The organism is Actinoplanes sp. NPDC051346, assembly GCF_040682215.1.
In the GTDB taxonomy this organism is placed as follows: Bacteria; Actinomycetota; Actinomycetes; order Mycobacteriales; family Micromonosporaceae; genus Actinoplanes.
This window is the reverse complement of record NZ_JBFBAJ010000017.1, coordinates 79,087-97,753: the sequence shown is the minus strand read 5'-3', so window position 1 is coordinate 97,753 and position 18,667 is coordinate 79,087. Positions and strand designations below refer to the sequence as shown.

The window sequence follows — 18,667 nt, the reverse complement described above, 5'->3', positions numbered from 1 at the left end:
CATCCACGGGTCATCCGCACGCCAGAGGCGACTACCGGTCCTCACGCGACACCGCTGCCACCAGGTTACGCGGCGAGGACGCCAAACTACTCGGCCTGGGTCGCCGCCGGCGGCCGAACAGCACTCTGGTCGACTACTACTCGCGGTCGTAGATCGGACCCGTCGCGTCCGCACCGTCTTCCACCGAGGACGGTGCGGACGCCGGCTCGTCGGTCCGGGCGGGAGCCGCTCAGTGGAAAACGATCGCGTGACCACTCGCGAGGCTGACCCGGCACGCCTCGAAGAGGGTCAGCCATACCATCGACTCGGTGGCGAACGGCGCGTCGGTAGGGAGCCGGAAAATCCGCTCCGCCTCGACGTCGGAGAGTTCCCCACCGTCGAGGTGGATGCCGAGTGGCGCGGCGCAGCGACGTAGCTCGTCGCGCAGGGCGAGGCTGGAGCCGACGATGCCGCCACCCTCCACGCCGGCCTCGGTCGGCAGGAACAGCGGATCGTCGAGGTCCACCGGCACGAAGAAGCCGGCCGAGTCGGAGTGGCACACCAGGTGCGAGTCGAGCATCGACGACCGTTCGTCGATTTCCCTCCAGTCCCGGTCGAGGTTGTCGGCCCGGTCGGCCGGAGGGACCGGCTCGCCGGCGTCGGTGAGGACCAGCACCCGCCGCAGGTATCGCAGGCAGGAGTACGGGAATCCGCCCACGTGCCGGCGCATCGGCGGGGCGTCGCCGACCGGCTCGCTCCAGCCAACCCCTTCCGCGCCCAGAGCGGCACTGAGCCGGTCGAGGGCAGCGCGGTGCTGAGCCACGCCGTCCTCGTCGAAGGATGCCAGGCCGACATTGATCGCGAGTCCCATGCGGCGGAGCCTAGGCGAATGGCCGCCAGCAGGTCCGTCCGGTCCGGCATATCGGATTCGCGGAAGGTCAGGTTCGGTCCGGCATCCCGGATTCGGGGAAGTCAGGCTCGGGCCACGGCGAGCAGGTCGGGCACGGTGCCGGCGAAGTCGGGCAGCAACCGCGCGATGGCCGGCCAGTTCCGGGGCGGGACGGCGGGCAACGCGGCGAACAGCGCGGTGACCTTCTCGGCCAGAGCGACCCGTACCAGGTCCTTTCGGGCCGCGGCCGGGTCGTGCCACGGCGGACCGACTGGCGGGGCGGCGAGGGCCCACTCGAGGACCGCCACGGCGGGACGGGCCGCCGCCAACACCTCGTCGACGCTGAGCGTCCCGGCGCACAGGAGCGAGGTGAGGGCCGCCCGCCACAGCATCGGCGGCATCGTCCAGTCGTCGCGACGCAGCGCGGCCAGGGCGAACGGGCGACCGGCGTTCCCGGCGTGCGCGAGCGGCCGGTAGGGCAGGCCGTCGAGAAGCGCCTCGGGAAAGCCCGGCCGGTCCGCGAGCGCCGCCACGGAGTGCGTCGGAAGCGGATCGTCGGCGTGCGCCGCGACGAGCGGCGGCCACGACGGCGCGGCGCCGTCCGGCAGGGCGGCCACGAGTACCGCCTCCGCCTCGACAGCACCGGCACATCCGCGCAGCGCGGCAATCAGGTCGACGGACGGATCGGGCGGCGGCAGCAGGGCCGCGAACCGCCGTCGCAGCGCGACATCGCGCAACGCACGAATCGCCACGTCCTGCTCCAGTAGGGTGCCGGCCAGCACGCCGGAGAGTCCTACCAGGGTCTCGGCAGAGGCCGCGCCGGGCACCGCGCGGACCCAGGTGACGTACTCCCGGCGGGGACGCGCCCCGCCACGCAGCCCACGCTCGACGAGTTCGGCCCGCCGACCGGAACGGTCCTGGGCGGCGCCGATCTGGTGCAGGTCGTCGTCGGACCAGGCGTCTAGCACCGCGGCGAGAACGCGGTCGGGTGCCAACGTCAGTACCCGAAGGTCGACCGCTTCCGCCGGTGGCCGGGGCGCGTCGGGTCCGGCGGTGCGCCGAAGCACGCCCCGGAGGGTGCCGGGGTGGCGGGGCAGCAGCGCCGCCGTCGCCAGCCAGGCGGTCGGTCGCCGGCCGAGGGGCCCGCGCAGGAGCCGGCCCAGCGTCGGCCAGACCAGCGCCGCCGTCCGGCGGTGGCCGAAACTGTCGTCGCCGACCGCGGCCACCAGCAGATCGATGCGGGAGGTGGCGGTGAGCATCTCCTCGGCGGGGAAGCCCTGCTCCAACGCCTCGCGCAGGTACGCCCGGCGTACCTGCCCGACCCGCGAGAGGGCCTCGCGGACCTCCTCGGGACGGAACCGCTCGTCCGGTTCGGGCGATCGGAGTGCGCCGGCGTCCGGAGCGACCGGGTGCGTACCCAGTGCGATGCCCGCTCCCTCGAGCGCCGCCACCAGGCTCCGCAGCGGGTCCCGCGTTCGGTCGTCCATCCCCGTATTCGATCACGCGTGGCCGGCTCCGCGAGCTTTGTGGGGCATCCCACCGCGAAGCCCCTCCCCCGCTTCACCGCCCGCACCGGATCGGCCCGATACTCGACGCATGATCACGTCTGGGAACGGCACAGGGATGAAGATCGAGCTCGATGACCTTTCCCGCGAGGAGGTTCGGCGGCTGATCGCCGAGCACCTGGCCGACATGCACGCGACCTCGCCCCCCGAGAGCGTGCACGCCCTGGACCCGGGAGGACTCCGCACGGCCGGGGTGTCGTTCTGGACCGTGTGGGACGGGCCGAATCTGCTCGGCTGCGGCGCGCTGAAGGAACTGGACCCGACCGCGGGCGAGATCAAGGCGATGCGCACCCGCCCGGAGGCGCGCGGTCGTGGCGTTGCCGCCCACCTGCTCGGCTTCCTGCTCGAGGAGGCCCGGCGACGGGGCTATCAGAGCGTCAGCCTGGAGACGGGAACCCAGGACTTCTTCGCACCGGCCCGCCGGCTCTACGGTCGGCACGGATTCGTCCCCTGCCCGCCCTTCGCGGACTACACGTCGGACCCGAACAGCACATACATGACGCTCAGCCTCACCGCCCGGACACCGGCCGAAGACTGACGTATGCCGGCCAGCGCCGCCGTCGAGGTTGAACAAAGTGAGTATCGCTCGGTACCGTTCCGGCCCGTGAAGCGTATTCGTGGTACCGCCACCGTCCTGATCAGCGTCTCCCTGATGGTTCTCACCGCGTGTAGCGACGCCGGCACCGACTCCAAGGCCGGTTCCACCCCGCCCGCCGCCACGGGGGCTTCTTCGACTGCGCCGTCAGCGGCGGCTACCTCCGCGCCCGCGGCGGCGAGCGGCGGAAGCGACGCGGAGCTCTGCGCCAAGGCGAACGCCGCCGGCGAGGCTATGAAGGCGACCGTCATCGAGGCGGCGAAGGCCGCTCTTGCCAAGCAGGAGACACCACCCGCGGCCGAGATCAAGAAGGCCATGGAGGAGTTCTCGTCCACGCTGAACGCCGCGGCCGGCACGAGTGACAGCAAGGTGGCCACCGCGGTGAAGCAGGTGGCAGCACAGGGCGCCAAGGCCGCCGCCGCGAAGGATCCGTTCGCCGCCGCCGACCAGGCCGAGTTCACCAAGGCGTACACCGAGCTGACGACCGCGTGCAAGGCGGCGGGAGTCAAGATCACCGCATGACGAGGCGGCCGCCGTCGGCCCCTTCGTGATCGCGCCCTGGCTCCCTCTGGTCACCGTCGCACGGTGACCGGAGGGAGCCGCTGGTCAGGCCTCCGGACGCCACCAGTAGTCGAGGGGCGTCGCCGGCACGGTGCGCTTGTGCCGGGTCGCGTGATAGAGCGACTCCAGCCTGGCCGCCACGTCGGGTGCGACCTCGACGCCCTCGAGGTAGTCGTCGATCTGGTGGTAGGTCAGGCCCAACGCCACCTCGTCGGGCAGCGCCGGCCGGTCATCCTCCAGGTCGGCGGTCGGCACCTTCTCCCAGGAGCTCGCCGGGGCGCCCAACTCCCGCAGCAGGGCGGCACCCTGGCGCTTGGTCAGGCCGGTGAGCGGGGTGATGTCGACACCGCCGTCGCCGTACTTGGTGAAGAAGCCGGTCACCGCCTCGGCGGCGTGGTCCGTTCCCACGACGAGCAGGTTCAGCTGTCCGGCGATCGCATACTGGATCACCATGCGTTCGCGGGCCTTGATGTTGCCCCGGACGAAATCCCGCAGTTCGTCGCCCGGCAGCTCCCGCAGGCCCAGCGCCGCCTCGGCGGCGAGGGCGTCCACGCTGGGCTGGACGTTCACCGTGATCGACCGGTCGGCGCGGATGAACTCGAGTGCGATCTGCGCGTCGTTCTCGTCGGCCTGCACACCGTACGGAAGACGCATGGCGACGAAGGTCGCCGCTCGCCCCTCGGCACGCAGTTCCTCGACGGCGAGCTGGCACAACCGGCCGGCCAGCGTGCTGTCCTGGCCACCGCTGATGCCCAGCACAAAGCCCTCGGCCGGAGTCGACCGCAGGTAACCCTTGAGGAAGTCGACGCGGTGCCGAATCTCCGTCCCGGGGTCGATCGCCGGCTTGACGCCGAGCTCAGCGAGGATTCGCTGCTGTAGGTTCGCCATGATCGCACTGTACTGATCCACTCCCGAGCGGTCGTACGGGACAGCGGCATCGGTGTCCGACCGGAGCCGGCACCGATGCCGCTGTATTACTGGATCGGCGAGGTCAGGTGCGGTACCGGAAGAGGATCCGGCCGCGGGTGAGGTCGTACGGGCTCAATTCCACGAGTACGCGGTCATACGGCAGGACCTTGATGTAGTTCTTCCGGATCTTTCCACTGATATGTGCCAGCACCTTGTGCCCGTTCTGCAGTTCCACCCGGAAGGTGGCGTCGCGCAGACACTCGACAACGGTGCCCTCGAGTTGGATGCTTCCTGGCGCTTTGGTCATCTCTCGCACTGCTGCGATCGGGGAGGCGTCATCGAAGCACCAGTTCCAGGTTGCTGCTCGTCCGGCGCGCGCCGACGCCCTCGAACAGCGCGATCGCCGCCTCGTTGGACTGGTGCACATCCGCGGACGCCGTCGCGAGCCCGCGCCGGTGCGCCGAGCCGAGCACCTGAGCGAGAAGAGCCCGGGCGATACCTCGGCGGCGCAGGTCGGCCCGGACCGCGATGAGACCGATTCGCGGCTGCCGCGGCAACGGCACCACCCGCACGAGTCCCACGTATCGGCCGGACCGTGCCGCCACCGCATATTTCGACGGGTCCCACAACCGGGTTCCGTCGGGGTGGGCCAGCACCTCCGCGGACATGTTCTGCCATCCGACGGTGGCCTCGATCTCGTCGCGAATGACGCGGTCCAACTCGCGAAGCGGGCCGTCCTCGGCCTCGCCGACCGGCACCACCGTCACCCCGGGCGGCGGTGGCGTCGAGCCGAGCCCGGTGAGGTGGGGATCGGTGGGCACGACGTACTCCCACTCGCGGCGCCGGGGCCCGAAGCCCCTCCGCTCCCACCTGGACAACAGGTCCAGGTCGGCCTCGTCAACGACGGTGTACAGGGGCTTCGGCAGGTTCGCCAGCATGACGTCGGCCAGGTGGTCGAAGACGGTGCCGTGCCACGCGTCGATGCTGAGAAAACTCCGCCCGTCGGGCCGGCGCGAAACTTCGCCGCGGCCGACCACTCGATCGTCGCCGACAGCGTGCCACTGCCGCTCGGAGACCCGCGTGATGGCTACGACGTGCTCGTCTCTGTCCGCGAACAGGTAAGCAGGGTCCATGGGTGTCGCCTTTCTGGAATGCCTGGGTGAGGCGCTCCTCGGCGACACCTACGTCAGTCGCACCACCGTGACGACGAGGGGAGCACCCACATCGGAACAACGTTCACGGTGCTCACCTCCTCATGTTGTGTCACGGCTGACGGCAGGCTACCGGCACGCACATCGCCCGGTCCAACCAATTACCGCCGCGCCGCCCCGAAGGGCGGCGTGGCGGCAGCGCACCTGGTGGCCGGGCCGGCCGGTCAGTGGGCCAGGGGTAGGACGATCTTGGAGACGCCCAGGCGCACCCCGACCTGGGTGCCTGCCGGGTAGCGCAGGGTGTGGTCGCGGTCGGTGGAGATCAGCACGAGGCCGATGCGGTGGCCGGGGGCGAAGACGTGGTCCTGGGGCTGGGTGTTCCAGCGGAACGTGTACGTCTTGCCGGCCTCGATCGGGGTGCTGTGCGACGGCGACAGCCGGTTGCGGACGTCGAGCCAGCCGTGGCTGACGATTTCGAACGGGGTTTGCTCGGTCACGTACTCGCGGCGGTTGAAGCATCCCGGGTCTTCGGGGATGCCGGGGCCGACGCAGTCCTGGCCGGGCACCGTCCGGATGCCCGCGTAGCGGTCGGCCGTGCCGTAGTCGACCAGCAGCGCCGTCAGGTACGGCGATTTGCCGTCGAGGTCGGCGCGGACCGCCACCTCGGGCGTGCCGGAGAGGCGGGTTTCCTTCTCCAGCGGCGTGGACAGGTAGGACAGTCTGTTGGGGTCGGTGCCGAGCTCGTCGGCGACCAGGTCCTCGGCGGTGCGGGACGGGTCGTCCACGAAGGTCTGCCTCGGCCCGCGCGGCGCCGGCCAGGGTGCCAGGGTGCCCGGGCGGCCGTCGGCGGCGGGGCCGCCGAGGGCGAGCGACGTCGGTGTGGCGCCGGGCACCGGCCAGGTGTCGGCGGTGCGCCACTGGCCGGGTGCGACCTCCACGTCGGCCATCGGTTCGCGCATGATGCCGGTGTCGATGCCGTAGAGCCACTGGTCGAACCAGCGGTGCAGGGTGGCGAGCCAGGCGTCGCGCCGGACGTTGAAGGGGTCGGTGTGGCCGGCCTGGTGCAGCCAGATCTTGCGGGGCACGCCGCGGCGGGCCAGGGCGTCCCACCACTGTCCGGCATGCTGGGTGCGGACGTTGGCGTCGTGCAGGCCGTGCACCAGCAGCACGCTGGCGCGCACCTTGCGGGCGTCGCGGAGGTAGTCGCGCTCGGCCCAGAAGCGGCTGTAGTCGCCGGTCTCGCGGTCCTGCTCGCGTTCGAGGTCGGCCATCACGTCGGCGCAGGCCTCGGGGTTCTGCCTCGTCAGCACCGCCTTGGCCAGGACGTCGGTGTCCTCGCCCTGGAAGCCGCCGGGCGCCACGACGCCGCCGTTGGCGCGGTAGTAGTCGTACCAACTGGAGATGGCGGCGATCGGGACGATCGTCTCGAGGCCGGCCACTCCGGTCGCGGCCACGGCGTTGGGCAGGGTGCCGTTGTAGGACACGCCGATCATGCCGGTGCGGCCGGTGGACCAGGTGGCGCTGGTCGGGGCGCCGGACTCGTCGAAGCCCGGGGCGCGCCCGTTGAGCCAGTCGATCACGGCCTTCATGCCGAGCGTCTCGTTGCGTCCGCCGGACGTGGGGCAGCCGGTCGAGCCGCCGGTGCCGAGGCTGTCGGCGAAGACGACCGCGTAGCCGCGGGGCACGAAGTAGTTGTCGAGGTAACCGGAGAAGACGATGGTCTCGGCCGCCCGGTCCGCCCCGGGGGCCACGCCGCGTCGGGCGGCGGTGCCGTCGCGGTCGATGTCGTCATGGTTGGGTACGTCGTTGAGCCCCGCGTAGTAGGGGCTGGGCTGGAAGATCACCGGGATCTTCCCGGTGGCGGCGGTCTCCCGGGGTCGGATGACGCGCACCGCCACACGGTCGGGTTGCCCGTCGGCGTCGCTGTCGACCGGCACCTGCACCCACACCCGCTCACGAATGGCCTGGGTGTAGTCGTAGATGGGCTCGGTGCCGCCGAGCCCGGCCGGCGGGGCGGGCGCGGCGGTGGCGGTTGACGCCGCGCCGAGAACGGTAATGACGGCACAGGCGGCGGCGAGCAGCCGCGCCCCACCCCGGAAAGTTCGCATCGTCGACTGGCCTCCGGCGCTCGGATGAGAAGAGCCACACCCTATCGCCTGCCATCGATGTCCGATGCCCCGGGCGCGCCCGGCGGATGGCGACGAAAGATCGATTCGGCTGATCGGAACCGGTCACGAGTCCTGAACTCGGAGTCATGAACCCTCGATCCAAAGGGGCCGTCATGGCGACTATGGCGTGAGGGCTCGATCGCCTGCCCCGCCACAGCCTGCGGGAACAGCCCATCCTCGACCCGGCTGAGCACGGAAAATAGTCATTTAAGGACACGTTGACCTTGGCATGAATCACGCCTTGTAATCCGACAAATACGCTCCGTACTCTGTGGTCAGAAAGACCATCGATCGGCTTGAGTGCCATGAGGCTGGGGTGGCCTCGACCGTCCACAATTTCGGGGAGCGTCGCATGGTTATCAAGGTTGTCGAACAGATCAACGACGACGAGCTCATCGAGAACGCGTGGAAGATGTACGAGGAGTCGTTCCGCGGCCTGAACGCCCTGGCGGTCCAGCGTCATCTGATGTTCCGCCACGAGTTCGAGGACGTGATGCGCGACGGCCGGGTGCAGAAGTATCTCAGCCTCGACGACGAGGGCACGTTGTGCGGGCTCTCCACGTACACCAATGATCTGGACGCGATGCCGTTGATCTCGCCGCAGTACTTCGAGCGGCGCTGGCCGGAGCTCTACGCCCAGCGCAAGATCTGGTATTGCGGATTCGTCGCGGTGCTGCCCGGTGGGCGCTCCAGTTCGTCGTTCTCCGACCTGGTCGAGGCGATGTATCTGATCGCCGCCGCGCAGAACGGCATCATCGGGCTCGACTTCTGCCGGCACAACGACGAGAAGCGCAAGATGAGCCGGGTCATCAGGCTGATGCTGCAACGCTTCTCCGGCAACTGCGAGGCCGAGATGATGGACACGCAGCAGTTCTGGCTCTACCGCTTCCCGCAGGCGGCCTGAGCACGCCGGGACCGCCCGCCGCTTCGGCCGGATCCGCGCTCTTGGGGGGCTGACGGTCCGGCCGGTTGGGCTTCCTCCTTTCCGCACGGGGTCGGCGGGCGGTTCGGCGCATTTCGCGGGGGGTCTATTTCCAGCGGGAGGGTTCGGGCGGGGTCTCCCACGGCTGCTCGGGCGGGATCTCCCACCGTCCCTGCCCGGGCGGGGATTGCCAGGACGCCGATCCACCCGGCGGGGTCCGCCACGGCGGGGGCGTCTCGGAGTCGGGACCCCAGGTCGAGGACGCTTCCGGCAGTCCGTCCCGGGGCGGCGAGGGCCGCTCGTCCCACGGCGACGCGGGCTGGTCCTGCCAGGGGGGCGAGGGCTGGTCGTCCCACGGCGCCGACGGCTGCGACGGAATGGTCCACGTCCGGTTCACCTCGGTCGGGGCGTCGTCCCACTCGGGTGGGGCCTCGCGGGGCGTGGCGCCGGCGGCGAGCATCGCGCGGGCGCTGATCGGCTCGGTGTGCGAGCCCTTGAGGCGGGGGGCGTCGGAGACGAAACCGCTGTCCGCGCCGCGGCCGATCGCCGCGTACACCTCGGGGCGGGCGGCACGCATGACGATCGCCCAGATGAAGCCGACGACGGCGCAGACCGCGTACCCGGTGGGGAACAGCCAGTGGAAGATCGAGCCGGGCTGCACCTGCAGCAGGTCGCCGAGGCCGTAGACGGTCGCGGCCAGGATGATGCTCAGCAGCAGGAAGGCGATGATCGGCGAGACCTTGGCGCGCCACACGTTTTCCTGGTGGGGGTGCCGCAGGAAGAACGCGATCACCGCGGCCGAGGCGCTCCACATGAGGATGAGCACGCCCAGGCCGCCCACGACGGTGAGCCACGCGAACAGGTAGACCAGCGGGTCGGCGCCGGTGATCCGGTAGACGACCAGGACGCCGAGCGCGAGCAGACTCTGCGACAGCGAGCCGACGATGGGCGCCCCGGTGCGCGGGTGGGTGTATCCCCACGCGCGGGGCAGAACGCCCTCGCGTCCGAGCGCGAACTGGTAGCGCGCCACCGCGGCGTGGAAGGCCAACAGCGCGGCGAAGATGCTGGTCATGAAGAGCACGTAGCCGAGGTTGATCAGCGCCTCGGGCAGGTGCGGTCCGACCAGCGTGAAGACGAGATCGGTCTGCTCCTGCCTGGCGGCCGCCACGATGTTGCCCGGCCCCGCGCCCACGGACATGGCCCATGCCGACAGTCCACAGAGCAGCCCGGCGAGCATGACGGCCCAGTGGGTCGCCCGGGCGATCGTCCGGCGGGGGTCCTTCGCCTCCTCCGAGAGCACGACCGTCGCCTCGAAGCCGACGAAACCGCCGATGGCGAGCACCATCATGGCGGCCACCTCGGGGGTGAACACCTGCGTCGGCGACAGGGTGGAGAACGACACCGAGCCGCCGGCCGGGTTGGCGACCATCACCACGTCGTAGACGAGCACGATGACGATCTCGGCGATCAGCAGGACGGCGAGCACCTTGCCGCTGAGGTCGACCCAGAGCAGGCCCAGCACGGCGACCAGCACCCACGCGACGATGGCGCAGGTGAACCAGCCGACCTGGAAGCCCAGGCCGTCCAACACCCCGGAAGCGACCACACCGAACAGGCCGAACAATCCAATCTGCATCAACGCGTACGCCGGGAGCGCCACGAACGCCGCGCCGACGCCGGGGATGCGGCCCAGACCATGACTGATGTACGAGTAGAACGCGCCGCTGTTGACGATGTGGCGGCTCATCGCGACGAAGCCGACCGTGAAGATCGACAGGATCCCGGCGACGACCAGGTAGACCACCGGTACGGCGGTGTTGCCGACGACCGCGTAGATCGTCGTGATGGCTCCGATGACGACGGTGAGCGGGGCGGCACCCGCCACCCCGAAGAAGACCACCGAGGGAACGCCGAGCCGGTTCCGCGCCAGCGCGGTGGACACGATGTCGGGCTCGGATCTTTCACGCGCCATCAGGAGCCTCCCAGCCCATTGATCGATGTTGTCCCGTCGGCGGTGGTGCCGGCCGACGGCACTCACCTCCTGCCGACGGCGAGCACCGAGCCGACGGAACCCTCGGTCTGTTCGATCAACTGGCGGAAGTCCTCGGGCAGGGTGCCGATGGCGGTGGGAAGCTGGGTCAGGGCGTGGCGGTGCACCTCGAAGTCCCACAGGACGTGGCGGGTGAGTCCGGTCGCGACGACCAAGCCGGCGAGCAGCCGGTCGCTCACCGACATCTGCAGGCCGCGGACCATGATGTTGGCGAGCCGCATCGGCGCCCAGGCCGCGGCGTTGCGCTGCGCCTCGTTGTTGGGCATGTAGAAGGTCTGGGTGCTCAGCATCCGGCGGCGGGTCACGGATTCCACCGCGCCGACGCGCATCAGCCGCTCACCCACCCGGTCGGCGGCGTCCTGCGAAAGATACGCGAGCCAGGTGCGCACCTCGCGGTGCTGCGGTTGGGCGATGAGCAATTCCAGCACGGAATGGGACAGCGAATCCCGGGGTGGCTGGCGGCTGGAGATGTAAAGATCGCCGTCGAAGATTCGCAGGCGTCCCTCGAGCATCAATTCGCCGAGCAGAGCCGCGGCGAGACCCAGACCGGTGGCCCGGGGGTGCAGACGTGACCGGCCGGTCCGGTCCTCGTGTGCGATCAAGAAGAACTGGTCAGCCAGCACGCCGCCACTCCTTAGACAAATGTCGGAATACTTCGGCGGGCAACCACCCGTGTGAAGGCAATAACTCGCTGTTCGAAGCATCATGTACCTGGCTCCGAGGTCAATGCAAGAAGTACTAGACTCGCGAGAGTCCCGGTCCTCCAAAATGGATCATGAGACGATGGAGACGCCGGTGGTGACAGCCAAGATCGAGGGAGTCACAGTGTCCGTGGACGAGGGACCTACGCTGCGCCGACGTCGCCTGGGCACCGAATTGAAGCGATGCCGCGAGCGGGCCGGACTGACCCAGGAAAACGTTTCGCGCCATTTTGAATGGCACGCCGCCAAGGTCACCCGGATCGAGACGGCGCGGGTCGCCGTCACCCCGCGCGACGTTCGTGATCTCCTCGCCCTCTACGGCGTCGAGGACGAGCAATATCGCGAGGCACTCCTCGAACTGGCCCGCTCGTCACGCCAGAAGACCTGGTGGACGGACTACCGCGACATCATGCGGCCCGGCAACTTCATCGGCCTCGAGGCCGAGGCGTCGTCGCTACGCGACTGGGGTCCGATCATCGTGCCCGGGCTGCTGCAGACCGAGGCCTATATCAGGGCGTTGATGCGCACCGGTCGGGCGACGGACACGCCGCAGCACATCGACCGTCGGGTGGCACTGCGGCTCAAGCGGCAGGACAGGCTGACCGGCGCGAACCCGCTCGAGCTGCTCGCCATCATCGATGAATCCGTGGTGCGCCGCTCGGTCGGCGGCCCCGACGTGATGGACGGACAGCTCCGCCATCTCATCGACACCGCTAAATTACCGAACGTGACGCTGAAGATCCTTCCGTTCGACGCCGGCGAACACCCCTTCCTCGGGGGTTCAGCAGCGCTTTTGGAGTTTCGCGAGACCACTCATTTGGATGTAGTTTACCTAGAGGGTCTTGCGGGAGACCTCTACGAAGAGCAACATTCAGAGGTCGCACGTTACCGTGCGGAGTTCGAGCGGTTGAGCGCACGGGCATTGGATCCGCGCATGACCCTCAAGATGATCGAAAGTCTCCTGCGCGCGTAGGAGGCGGGCACGCACAATCGCATATCGAAGGGGGGTGCATGGCATGCCAGCGCACCATCTCAACGCTGCCGTTTGGAAAAAGAGCAGTCGCAGCAACGGAAACGGCGGCAACAACTGTGTCGAGGTCGCAGTCCTCGACACAGTCGTCGCCGTACGCGACAGCAAGAACCCTTCCGGTCCCGCTCTCGTCTTCGAATCGGCACACTGGAACGAGTTCGTGAACTCGGTTCAGGATGGCGAGTTCGATATCAACCGCTGACGAGATTACCGATCCGTACTCACGGATGGGAAGTGGATACTCAAAGTCAACTTCCTCCAGGGTTCAAGATCTAATTCAAGATGGTGAAATAGTCCTGATCAGGCTCGTTCACCATAGGTTCGGGGCGCCTTCTTCGAGGGCGCCCCGAACCGCATGACCACTCCCCCACCGCACGTCCCACGCATTGATCTCCATGCCCCCAGGTCATCGACGTTTCCGCCGTCGGGATGCATACTAAGTAGCGCACGCTCCGCATTGGACCAATTACTTAACGTAAGGGGTCTCCCGTTGCGCCAATTGTCGCCACACCTTGTCGTCGAGCCGATCGTCCACCCGCGCCCCGGGCCGGTGCTGGAGATGCGGGCCGAACGCATCGTCGCCGCTCTGGACACCTTCCGGGCCGCGTTCCCCGGGGTGCGGCCCTACTACGCCACCAAGTGCAACAACCACGTCGGCGTGCTGCGGACGCTGCACGACGCCGGATGCGGCTTCGAGGTCGCCTCCGCGAGTGAGATCGAGGTCCTGGCCGGCATCGGCGTCCCGGGGCCCGAGGTGATCTTCAGCAACCCGGTCCGGGCGCGGGACCAGACGGCCCGCGCGGCGGCCGCCGGCGTCGACCGGTTCAGCGTGGACTCCGCGGAAGAGCTCCACCGGCTCGCCGCCGTCTCCCCCGGTGCCCGGGTGTACGCACGGCTCGCGACCTTCGGACAGGACAGCGTCGTGCCCAGCGAGGGCAAGTTCGGCGTCGACGTCACCGGGGTGGTCCGACTGCTGCTGGAGGCCCGCGAGCGGGGGCTGGTGCCGTACGGAATCACCTTCCACATGGGGTCGCAGTCGCTGGCGCCGTCGGCACTGCGGCGACCGCTGCAGGACGTGGCCCACGCGATGGACCGGCTCCAGCGGGCCGGCGTGCGACTCGAGATGGTCGACATCGGGGGCGGTTTCCCGGCGGCGTACGACGAGCCCGTACCCCCGCTGGCCGACTTCGGTCGCGCGGCCGCCGCCGGGATCGCCGCCCTGCCGTACCCGGTGGAGATCTTCGCGGAGCCGGGCCGCTGCCTGGTCGCCGAGGCCGGGACGTTCCGCTGCCGGGTGATCGGCGTCGCCGAGCGCCCCTCCGGCTGGTGGGCGCACACCGACCTGGGGGTGTTCCACGGCCTCATGGAGGTCCTGGAGTCCGGCGGCGAGCTGCGTTACCCCATCCACGACACCCGCGGCACGCGGCTGCGGCGCTGCTACCACCTCACCGGTCCGACCTGCGACAGCCAGGACACCTTCGCCCGCGACGTGCTGCTCTCCTTCGACCTGCATGAGGGTGACGAGTTGCTGATCGGGTCCGCGGGGGCCTACACGAGCGTCTACGCGTCCCGTTTCAATGGGTTCGCCCCGCCACGCGTGGTGATGACCTGACCCGACCGGCCCCGCGATCGCCCCGCGAAAGCAACGAGGAAAATCCTCAAGTCCAGGTAAAGATTCTCAAGTCCTCCCGCACCACGTCGATTCCCACCGGCATGACGGGCAGACGAGCACGAGTGCGGCAGTACGCGGCAGCTGTCGCGATGACGGCCGCGGCCACGGTGGCGACGACCCTCTCCGGGTTGGCGCCCGCCCAGGCCGCCACGTCGGCCGACTACACCTTCGACGCCGCCGGGGCGACCCTGACCGACGTCCGCAGGATCACCCGGGCGGACGTCGCCGCGCAGCGCGGCTACACCGGCAAGGGCATCGGCATCGCCCTCATCGACACCGGCGTGGCCCCCGTCGAGGGTCTGACCTCCGGCAACGTGGCGAACGGCCCGGACCTGTCATTCGAGAGCCAGGTCGCGAACCTGCGGTGGCGCGACACCTACGGACACGGCACCCACCTGGCGGGCATCATCGCCGGCCGCGACACCGCCCGGAACGGGTTCACCGGAATGGCGCCCGACGCCAAGCTGCTGTCCCTCAAGGTGGGCGCGGCCAACGGCGCGGTCGACATCACCCAGGTGATCGCCGCCATCGACTGGGTGGTGGAGCACCGCAACGACGACCCCCGCAACCCGATCCGCGTGCTGAACCTCTCCTACGGCACCGACGGCGTACTGAGCTGGCAGAAGAACCCGCTGTCACACGCGGTGCAGAACGCCTACCGGGCCGGCATCGCGGTCGTGGTGTCCTCCGGAAACACCGGCGGCGCCATCACCAACCCGGCCTACGACCCGTACGTGATCACCGTCGGCGCGACCGACCCTCGCGGCACGACGTCCCCCGCGGACGACCAGGTGGCATCGTTCACCAGCATGGGCGCGGCGCCGCGCGTGCCGGACCTGCTCGTGCCCGGGCGTTCGGTGGTGTCGCTGCGGGTGCCCGGCTCCATGGTCGACGCCATGAACCCGACGGCACGCGTCGGCGAGCGCTACTTCGTCGGCAGCGGCACCTCCCAGGCCGCCGCGGTCGCCACCGGCGCGGTCGCGGTGCTGCTCGACCGGTACCCGGGCCTGACGCCGGACTCCCTGAAGTGCTCGCTGCGCCAGTCCGGCCCCACCGTGGGCAGCGCCGCCAACGGCGGCAAGATGATCGACCTCGACCGGGCGACGGCGACCCTGCCGACCCTGTGCCGCGCGGTCGGCCCGCACTCGACGGGTACGGGCAGCATCCAGGCCGCCCGGGGCACCTCGATCGTCACGCTCAACGGCGTGTCGCTGACCGGCGAGCGGGACATCTTCGGCCCGCTGAAGTCGTCCACGTGGGCCGCGGCGAGCAAGACCGGACGGGCCTGGCAGGGCGGGTTCTGGATGGACCGGCCGATGACCGGCACCGGCTGGACCACCAGCCAGTACGGACAGGCCAACTGGGCCGGCCGCTCCTGGTCGGGCACCAACTGGGCCGGCCGGTCGTGGTCGGACATCGCCTGGGCCGAGGCGACCTGGAACGGCCGCTCATGGTCGAACACCCTGGTGGACGGCGCGCCCTGGTCCGGACGCTCCTGGTCGGGCGTGTCCTGGCAGCACGGCACCAAGGGCGCCTGGCTGAAGTAACGATCGCCGCCGAAGCCCCCGGCGCGGTTTACCGTGCCGGGGGCATCCGCACGTCAATCGATGAGGTTGCTGAAGTGCCAGAAGAGCAAAGGACCGACCCGAGCGCGGTCGGCGAGCTCATGGACGGATGGCGGAAACTCGCCGCCTGGCAACGAGAAGGGCATCCCGGCTGGCGTCGATGGAACACCCTTGTCGACAAGCTCAATCGCATCGCCGAGAATGCCATCACCGACCCGGCCCGCGTCACGGCGCTGCGGCAGGTCGCCGCGGAAGACCCAGATCCCTCCGTACGCCTGTATGCCCGCCAATGGGTGACGCCATATGTTCCTCGTCCCGATTCCGCGGTTGACCTCGCCCGGTGGATGAACCATCCCCTCGTCGACATCGCCTCGATGGACCTGCGGCCGCGAGTGGCGCTGGCCCTGGTCCCCGACGACGGCCCGGATGACAGCCCCGACGCCGACCTGACGGAGTCGAGCCTGACCTGGCTGCGGGGAACGCCCGTGGCCGCGGCCGACCTGGCTTGGCCCCGACGCGCGGACGACATCGCGCTAGCACACCTGGTCCAGGCGGAGATCGGGAACCAGCCGCTGCTGCGGGACCGGTATCCCCGATTCCCCGACGCCGGCGTCCTGCAGTTCTTCCATGACCTCGAAACGTCGGGGCACGACCTGGAGGACGGGAAAGCCGGAGCCTGGCAGATCCGGCTGCTCGACGAGCCCGCCGCGACGCTTCTGCGCCGACCCGATGACCTGGGCGACGACGCCTTCGGGGAGCGATGGCCCGCTGAGGCCACGCCCACCTGGACCTTCCCAAGCTCGAGCGACCTCGACATCGACGGCGCCGCGGCGGATCGCCTCGATATCGCCAACGAGAGGGTCCGCGAAACCCTCCACACAGGATGGGGTATCAGTGAAAAACGCGGACCAATTCCCACCTACCCTTTGATTCTCGGTCACGGCGCCGAGCCGGCACGCGACATCGCCGACCTGCTCCGCGAGGTTCGCCCACCGCGGTCCGCCGAAGACCACCACGTCCTCCTTCTGTCCGTTCCGGGAGAGGGGCCGTTCGACGGATGGCTCGGCGATTCCGGCAATCTGGAGTTCTGGATCCGCGACAGCGACCTGCGTCGCAACGCCGTCGACGAGGCTTGGGCACTCCTGCGCTGAGCCGCGTTCGCTAGTCGACATGTGGCATGTTGCCGTCGAGATAATCCTCCGTGGACGTCTCGAACAGCGAGCCGTACCACGACCTTCCCATAGCTCAGCAGACGACGCGGTCGCGGCCGGTGCGTTTGGCTACGTAGAGGTTGCGGTCGGCTTCGGCGAGGAGGCCGGCCTGGTCCTCGCAGGATCCCACGGGTCCGGCGACCGCGCCGATGCTCACCGTGACCGGCAGTTCGCCGGTGATGGGTTCCCACAGGTGGTCGCGGACCGAGTGGCGGAGGCGGTTCAGCCATGAGCGGGCTCCGGCCTCGGCGAGGCCGGGTACCACGATGAGGAACTCCTCGCCGCCCATGCGGGCGACGAACGCGTCCTTGTCCTGACCGTCCAGTACGGCGGCGAGCAGGTCGGCGATGGCGACCAGGACGCGGTCGCCGACGTCGTGGGAGAGGGTGTCGTTGATGCGCTTGAAGTGGTCGAGGTCGATCAGGGCGACGGCGAGGGGGGTGCCGGCCCGGACCGCGTTGGTGATGATCTGTGGCAGGCGTTCGTCGACGAAGCGGCGGTTGTAGAGGCCGGTGAGCGGGTCCCGGCGGGCCTGCTCGCGGTAGCGCTCGGCCTCGCGGCGCGCCTCGGCGGTCTCGAACATGGCCTGGCGGGTGCGTGCCCGCGCCTCGTGCTGCCGGGAGCGGAGTTCCTCGGCAGCGGCGTGGAAGCGCTTGTACTCGGCGAAGGCGTCGGCGTACCGGCCGGCCGCCGCGTACAGCTCGGCCTGCTCCGCCATCGCGCGGACCAGGACGGCCCGGAGGTTGTCGCTGGTGCAGGATGCCCGGCAGCGGTCGAGGGTCGCCTGGGCGCGAACAAGCGCGCCGAGCTGGCGCTGCGCGGCGGCCAGGGTGAGCCGGGCGTCGGCGACGTCGTGGGCCTCGAACCAGCGGGGCGCGTCGGCGATCCCCGCCAGGGTGCGCTCGGCGCCGGCGAAGTCTCCGGCGCTCATCTGCACGTTGGCGATGGTGTCGCATTCGACGACGAGGTAGTCGCGGCCGAGGGCGCGGACCGCGGCGTGCATGCGTTCGACGATGGTGGCGGCGACGGCGTCGTTGCCGGCTTCCATCTCGGTGTAGGCGAGGTTGTTGAGCACCAGCAGCTGGCGGGTGAGGTCGCCGGCGTCGATCGCGATGCGCTCGGCCTGGGCGTACCGCTCCCGGGCGGGGGCGAGGGAGCCGCACTCGACCAGCGAGTTGGCCAGCCGGACGAGGTACATGATCCGTAGTCCGGCCGGCGCCGTCTCCTCGAGCAGTTCGACCGAGGCGAGCGCGTGCTCGAGGGCCGCCGGCTGGTCACCGAGGTAGTGGTAGGTCAGGGCCAGGTGGAAGTGGCTGCGGGCGCGCAGCGGCCGGCAGTCGTTGCGTTCCGCCCAGGCGTGGATCGTGAGGAAGGTCCGGGCCGCGTCGCCGGGGGTGCCGTTGCGCTGCCGCATGTCGGCCTGCACGAGCTGGGCGCGGCGCAGGAGCAGGTCGTCGCCGAGCGCCTGGGCCGCCCAGGCCGCCTCGGCGGCGCGGACGAGGATCGAGTCGATGTCGTGGCCCTGGTGATCTTCAAGATCATCCAGCTCGAACGCCAGCTTGGTCGCGGCACCGGAGGGTTCCGCGACCGCCTTCGGCGTCCGCACACTCACAGGCCTTCCGATCGGCCGCCGGAGCCGGAATCGGAGCGTTAGTGATCCTGCTGGTAGGCCGGGGTGGTGCCCGCGCGGCATCCCCGC

17 protein-coding genes are annotated in these 18,667 nt (G+C 69.8%); 8 read left to right on the top strand and 9 right to left on the bottom strand.

What is annotated here, in order from left to right; translation table 11 throughout:
- Positions 1-229: 229 nt before the first annotated feature.
- Together AB0M36_RS32560 and AB0M36_RS32555 are read right to left on the bottom strand one after the other, a co-directional pair.
- Complete coding sequence (locus AB0M36_RS32560) at positions 230-850, bottom strand: hypothetical protein (protein WP_364165503.1); 621 nt, start codon at positions 848-850, stop codon at positions 230-232.
- A gap of 101 nt (positions 851-951) precedes the next feature.
- A complete protein-coding gene (locus AB0M36_RS32555) occupies positions 952-2,355 on the bottom strand; it encodes a hypothetical protein (protein ID WP_364165500.1) in 1,404 nt (467 codons plus the stop codon).
- Between the two features lie 109 nt (positions 2,356-2,464).
- Between AB0M36_RS32555 and AB0M36_RS32550 the strand changes: the two genes are divergently transcribed.
- Positions 2,465-2,971 (top strand): GNAT family N-acetyltransferase, encoded by a 507-nt coding sequence (locus AB0M36_RS32550; RefSeq protein ID WP_364165498.1) that lies wholly within the window; start codon positions 2,465-2,467, stop codon positions 2,969-2,971.
- A gap of 66 nt (positions 2,972-3,037) precedes the next feature.
- A complete protein-coding gene (locus AB0M36_RS32545) occupies positions 3,038-3,550 on the top strand; it encodes a hypothetical protein (RefSeq protein WP_364165495.1) in 513 nt (170 codons plus the stop codon).
- 84 nt (positions 3,551-3,634) lie between these two features.
- On the opposite strand, the gene nadE is transcribed toward AB0M36_RS32545, so the two are convergent.
- The 4 genes from nadE to AB0M36_RS32525 form a co-directional block, all read right to left on the bottom strand.
- Positions 3,635-4,477 carry an ammonia-dependent NAD(+) synthetase gene (gene nadE, locus AB0M36_RS32540; RefSeq protein WP_364165493.1) on the bottom strand — a complete coding sequence of 281 codons (843 nt, stop codon included), beginning with the start codon at positions 4,475-4,477 and terminating at the stop codon, positions 3,635-3,637.
- A gap of 103 nt (positions 4,478-4,580) precedes the next feature.
- Entirely contained in the window at positions 4,581-4,805 is a 225-nt protein-coding gene (gene infA / locus AB0M36_RS32535; protein WP_364165491.1) for a translation initiation factor IF-1, read from the bottom strand.
- 28 nt (positions 4,806-4,833) lie between these two features.
- Positions 4,834-5,631, bottom strand: coding sequence for a GNAT family N-acetyltransferase (locus tag AB0M36_RS32530; protein ID WP_364165488.1), 798 nt, complete (start codon positions 5,629-5,631; stop codon positions 4,834-4,836).
- A 242-nt stretch (positions 5,632-5,873) separates the two neighbouring features.
- Positions 5,874-7,757 (bottom strand): Xaa-Pro dipeptidyl-peptidase, encoded by a 1,884-nt coding sequence (locus AB0M36_RS32525; protein ID WP_364165485.1) that lies wholly within the window; start codon positions 7,755-7,757, stop codon positions 5,874-5,876.
- A gap of 412 nt (positions 7,758-8,169) precedes the next feature.
- Between AB0M36_RS32525 and AB0M36_RS32520 the strand changes: the two genes are divergently transcribed.
- Positions 8,170-8,721: a hypothetical protein gene (locus AB0M36_RS32520; protein WP_364165483.1), complete on the top strand. Its 552-nt coding sequence runs from the start codon at positions 8,170-8,172 to the stop codon at positions 8,719-8,721.
- Between the two features lie 124 nt (positions 8,722-8,845).
- Here the strand turns inward: AB0M36_RS32520 and AB0M36_RS32515 are convergent, their stop codons facing one another.
- Positions 8,846-10,711, bottom strand: coding sequence for an amino acid permease (locus AB0M36_RS32515; protein WP_364165480.1), 1,866 nt, complete (start codon positions 10,709-10,711; stop codon positions 8,846-8,848).
- Between the two features lie 62 nt (positions 10,712-10,773).
- Positions 10,774-11,412, bottom strand: a complete 639-nt coding sequence (locus AB0M36_RS32510) for a GPP34 family phosphoprotein (protein ID WP_364165477.1) — start codon at positions 11,410-11,412, stop codon at positions 10,774-10,776.
- Between the two features lie 160 nt (positions 11,413-11,572).
- Between AB0M36_RS32510 and AB0M36_RS32505 the strand changes: the two genes are divergently transcribed.
- From AB0M36_RS32505 to AB0M36_RS32485, 5 genes are all read left to right on the top strand, one after another.
- On the top strand, positions 11,573-12,463 hold the full coding sequence (locus AB0M36_RS32505; protein WP_364165474.1) for a helix-turn-helix transcriptional regulator: 891 nt from the start codon (positions 11,573-11,575) through the stop codon (positions 12,461-12,463).
- A gap of 43 nt (positions 12,464-12,506) precedes the next feature.
- Positions 12,507-12,722: a DUF397 domain-containing protein gene (locus AB0M36_RS32500; protein ID WP_364165471.1), complete on the top strand. Its 216-nt coding sequence runs from the start codon at positions 12,507-12,509 to the stop codon at positions 12,720-12,722.
- 288 nt (positions 12,723-13,010) lie between these two features.
- Positions 13,011-14,132, top strand: a complete 1,122-nt coding sequence (locus AB0M36_RS32495; RefSeq protein WP_364165468.1) for a type III PLP-dependent enzyme — start codon at positions 13,011-13,013, stop codon at positions 14,130-14,132.
- 101 nt (positions 14,133-14,233) lie between these two features.
- Positions 14,234-15,739 (top strand): S8 family serine peptidase, encoded by a 1,506-nt coding sequence (locus AB0M36_RS32490; protein WP_364165465.1) that lies wholly within the window; start codon positions 14,234-14,236, stop codon positions 15,737-15,739.
- Between the two features lie 74 nt (positions 15,740-15,813).
- Positions 15,814-16,908 (top strand): DUF1963 domain-containing protein, encoded by a 1,095-nt coding sequence (locus tag AB0M36_RS32485; RefSeq protein ID WP_364165462.1) that lies wholly within the window; start codon positions 15,814-15,816, stop codon positions 16,906-16,908.
- A 94-nt stretch (positions 16,909-17,002) separates the two neighbouring features.
- On the opposite strand, the gene AB0M36_RS32480 is transcribed toward AB0M36_RS32485, so the two are convergent.
- Positions 17,003-18,580, bottom strand: a complete 1,578-nt coding sequence (locus AB0M36_RS32480) for a GGDEF domain-containing protein (RefSeq protein ID WP_364165459.1) — start codon at positions 18,578-18,580, stop codon at positions 17,003-17,005.
- Positions 18,581-18,667 lie beyond the last annotated feature (87 nt).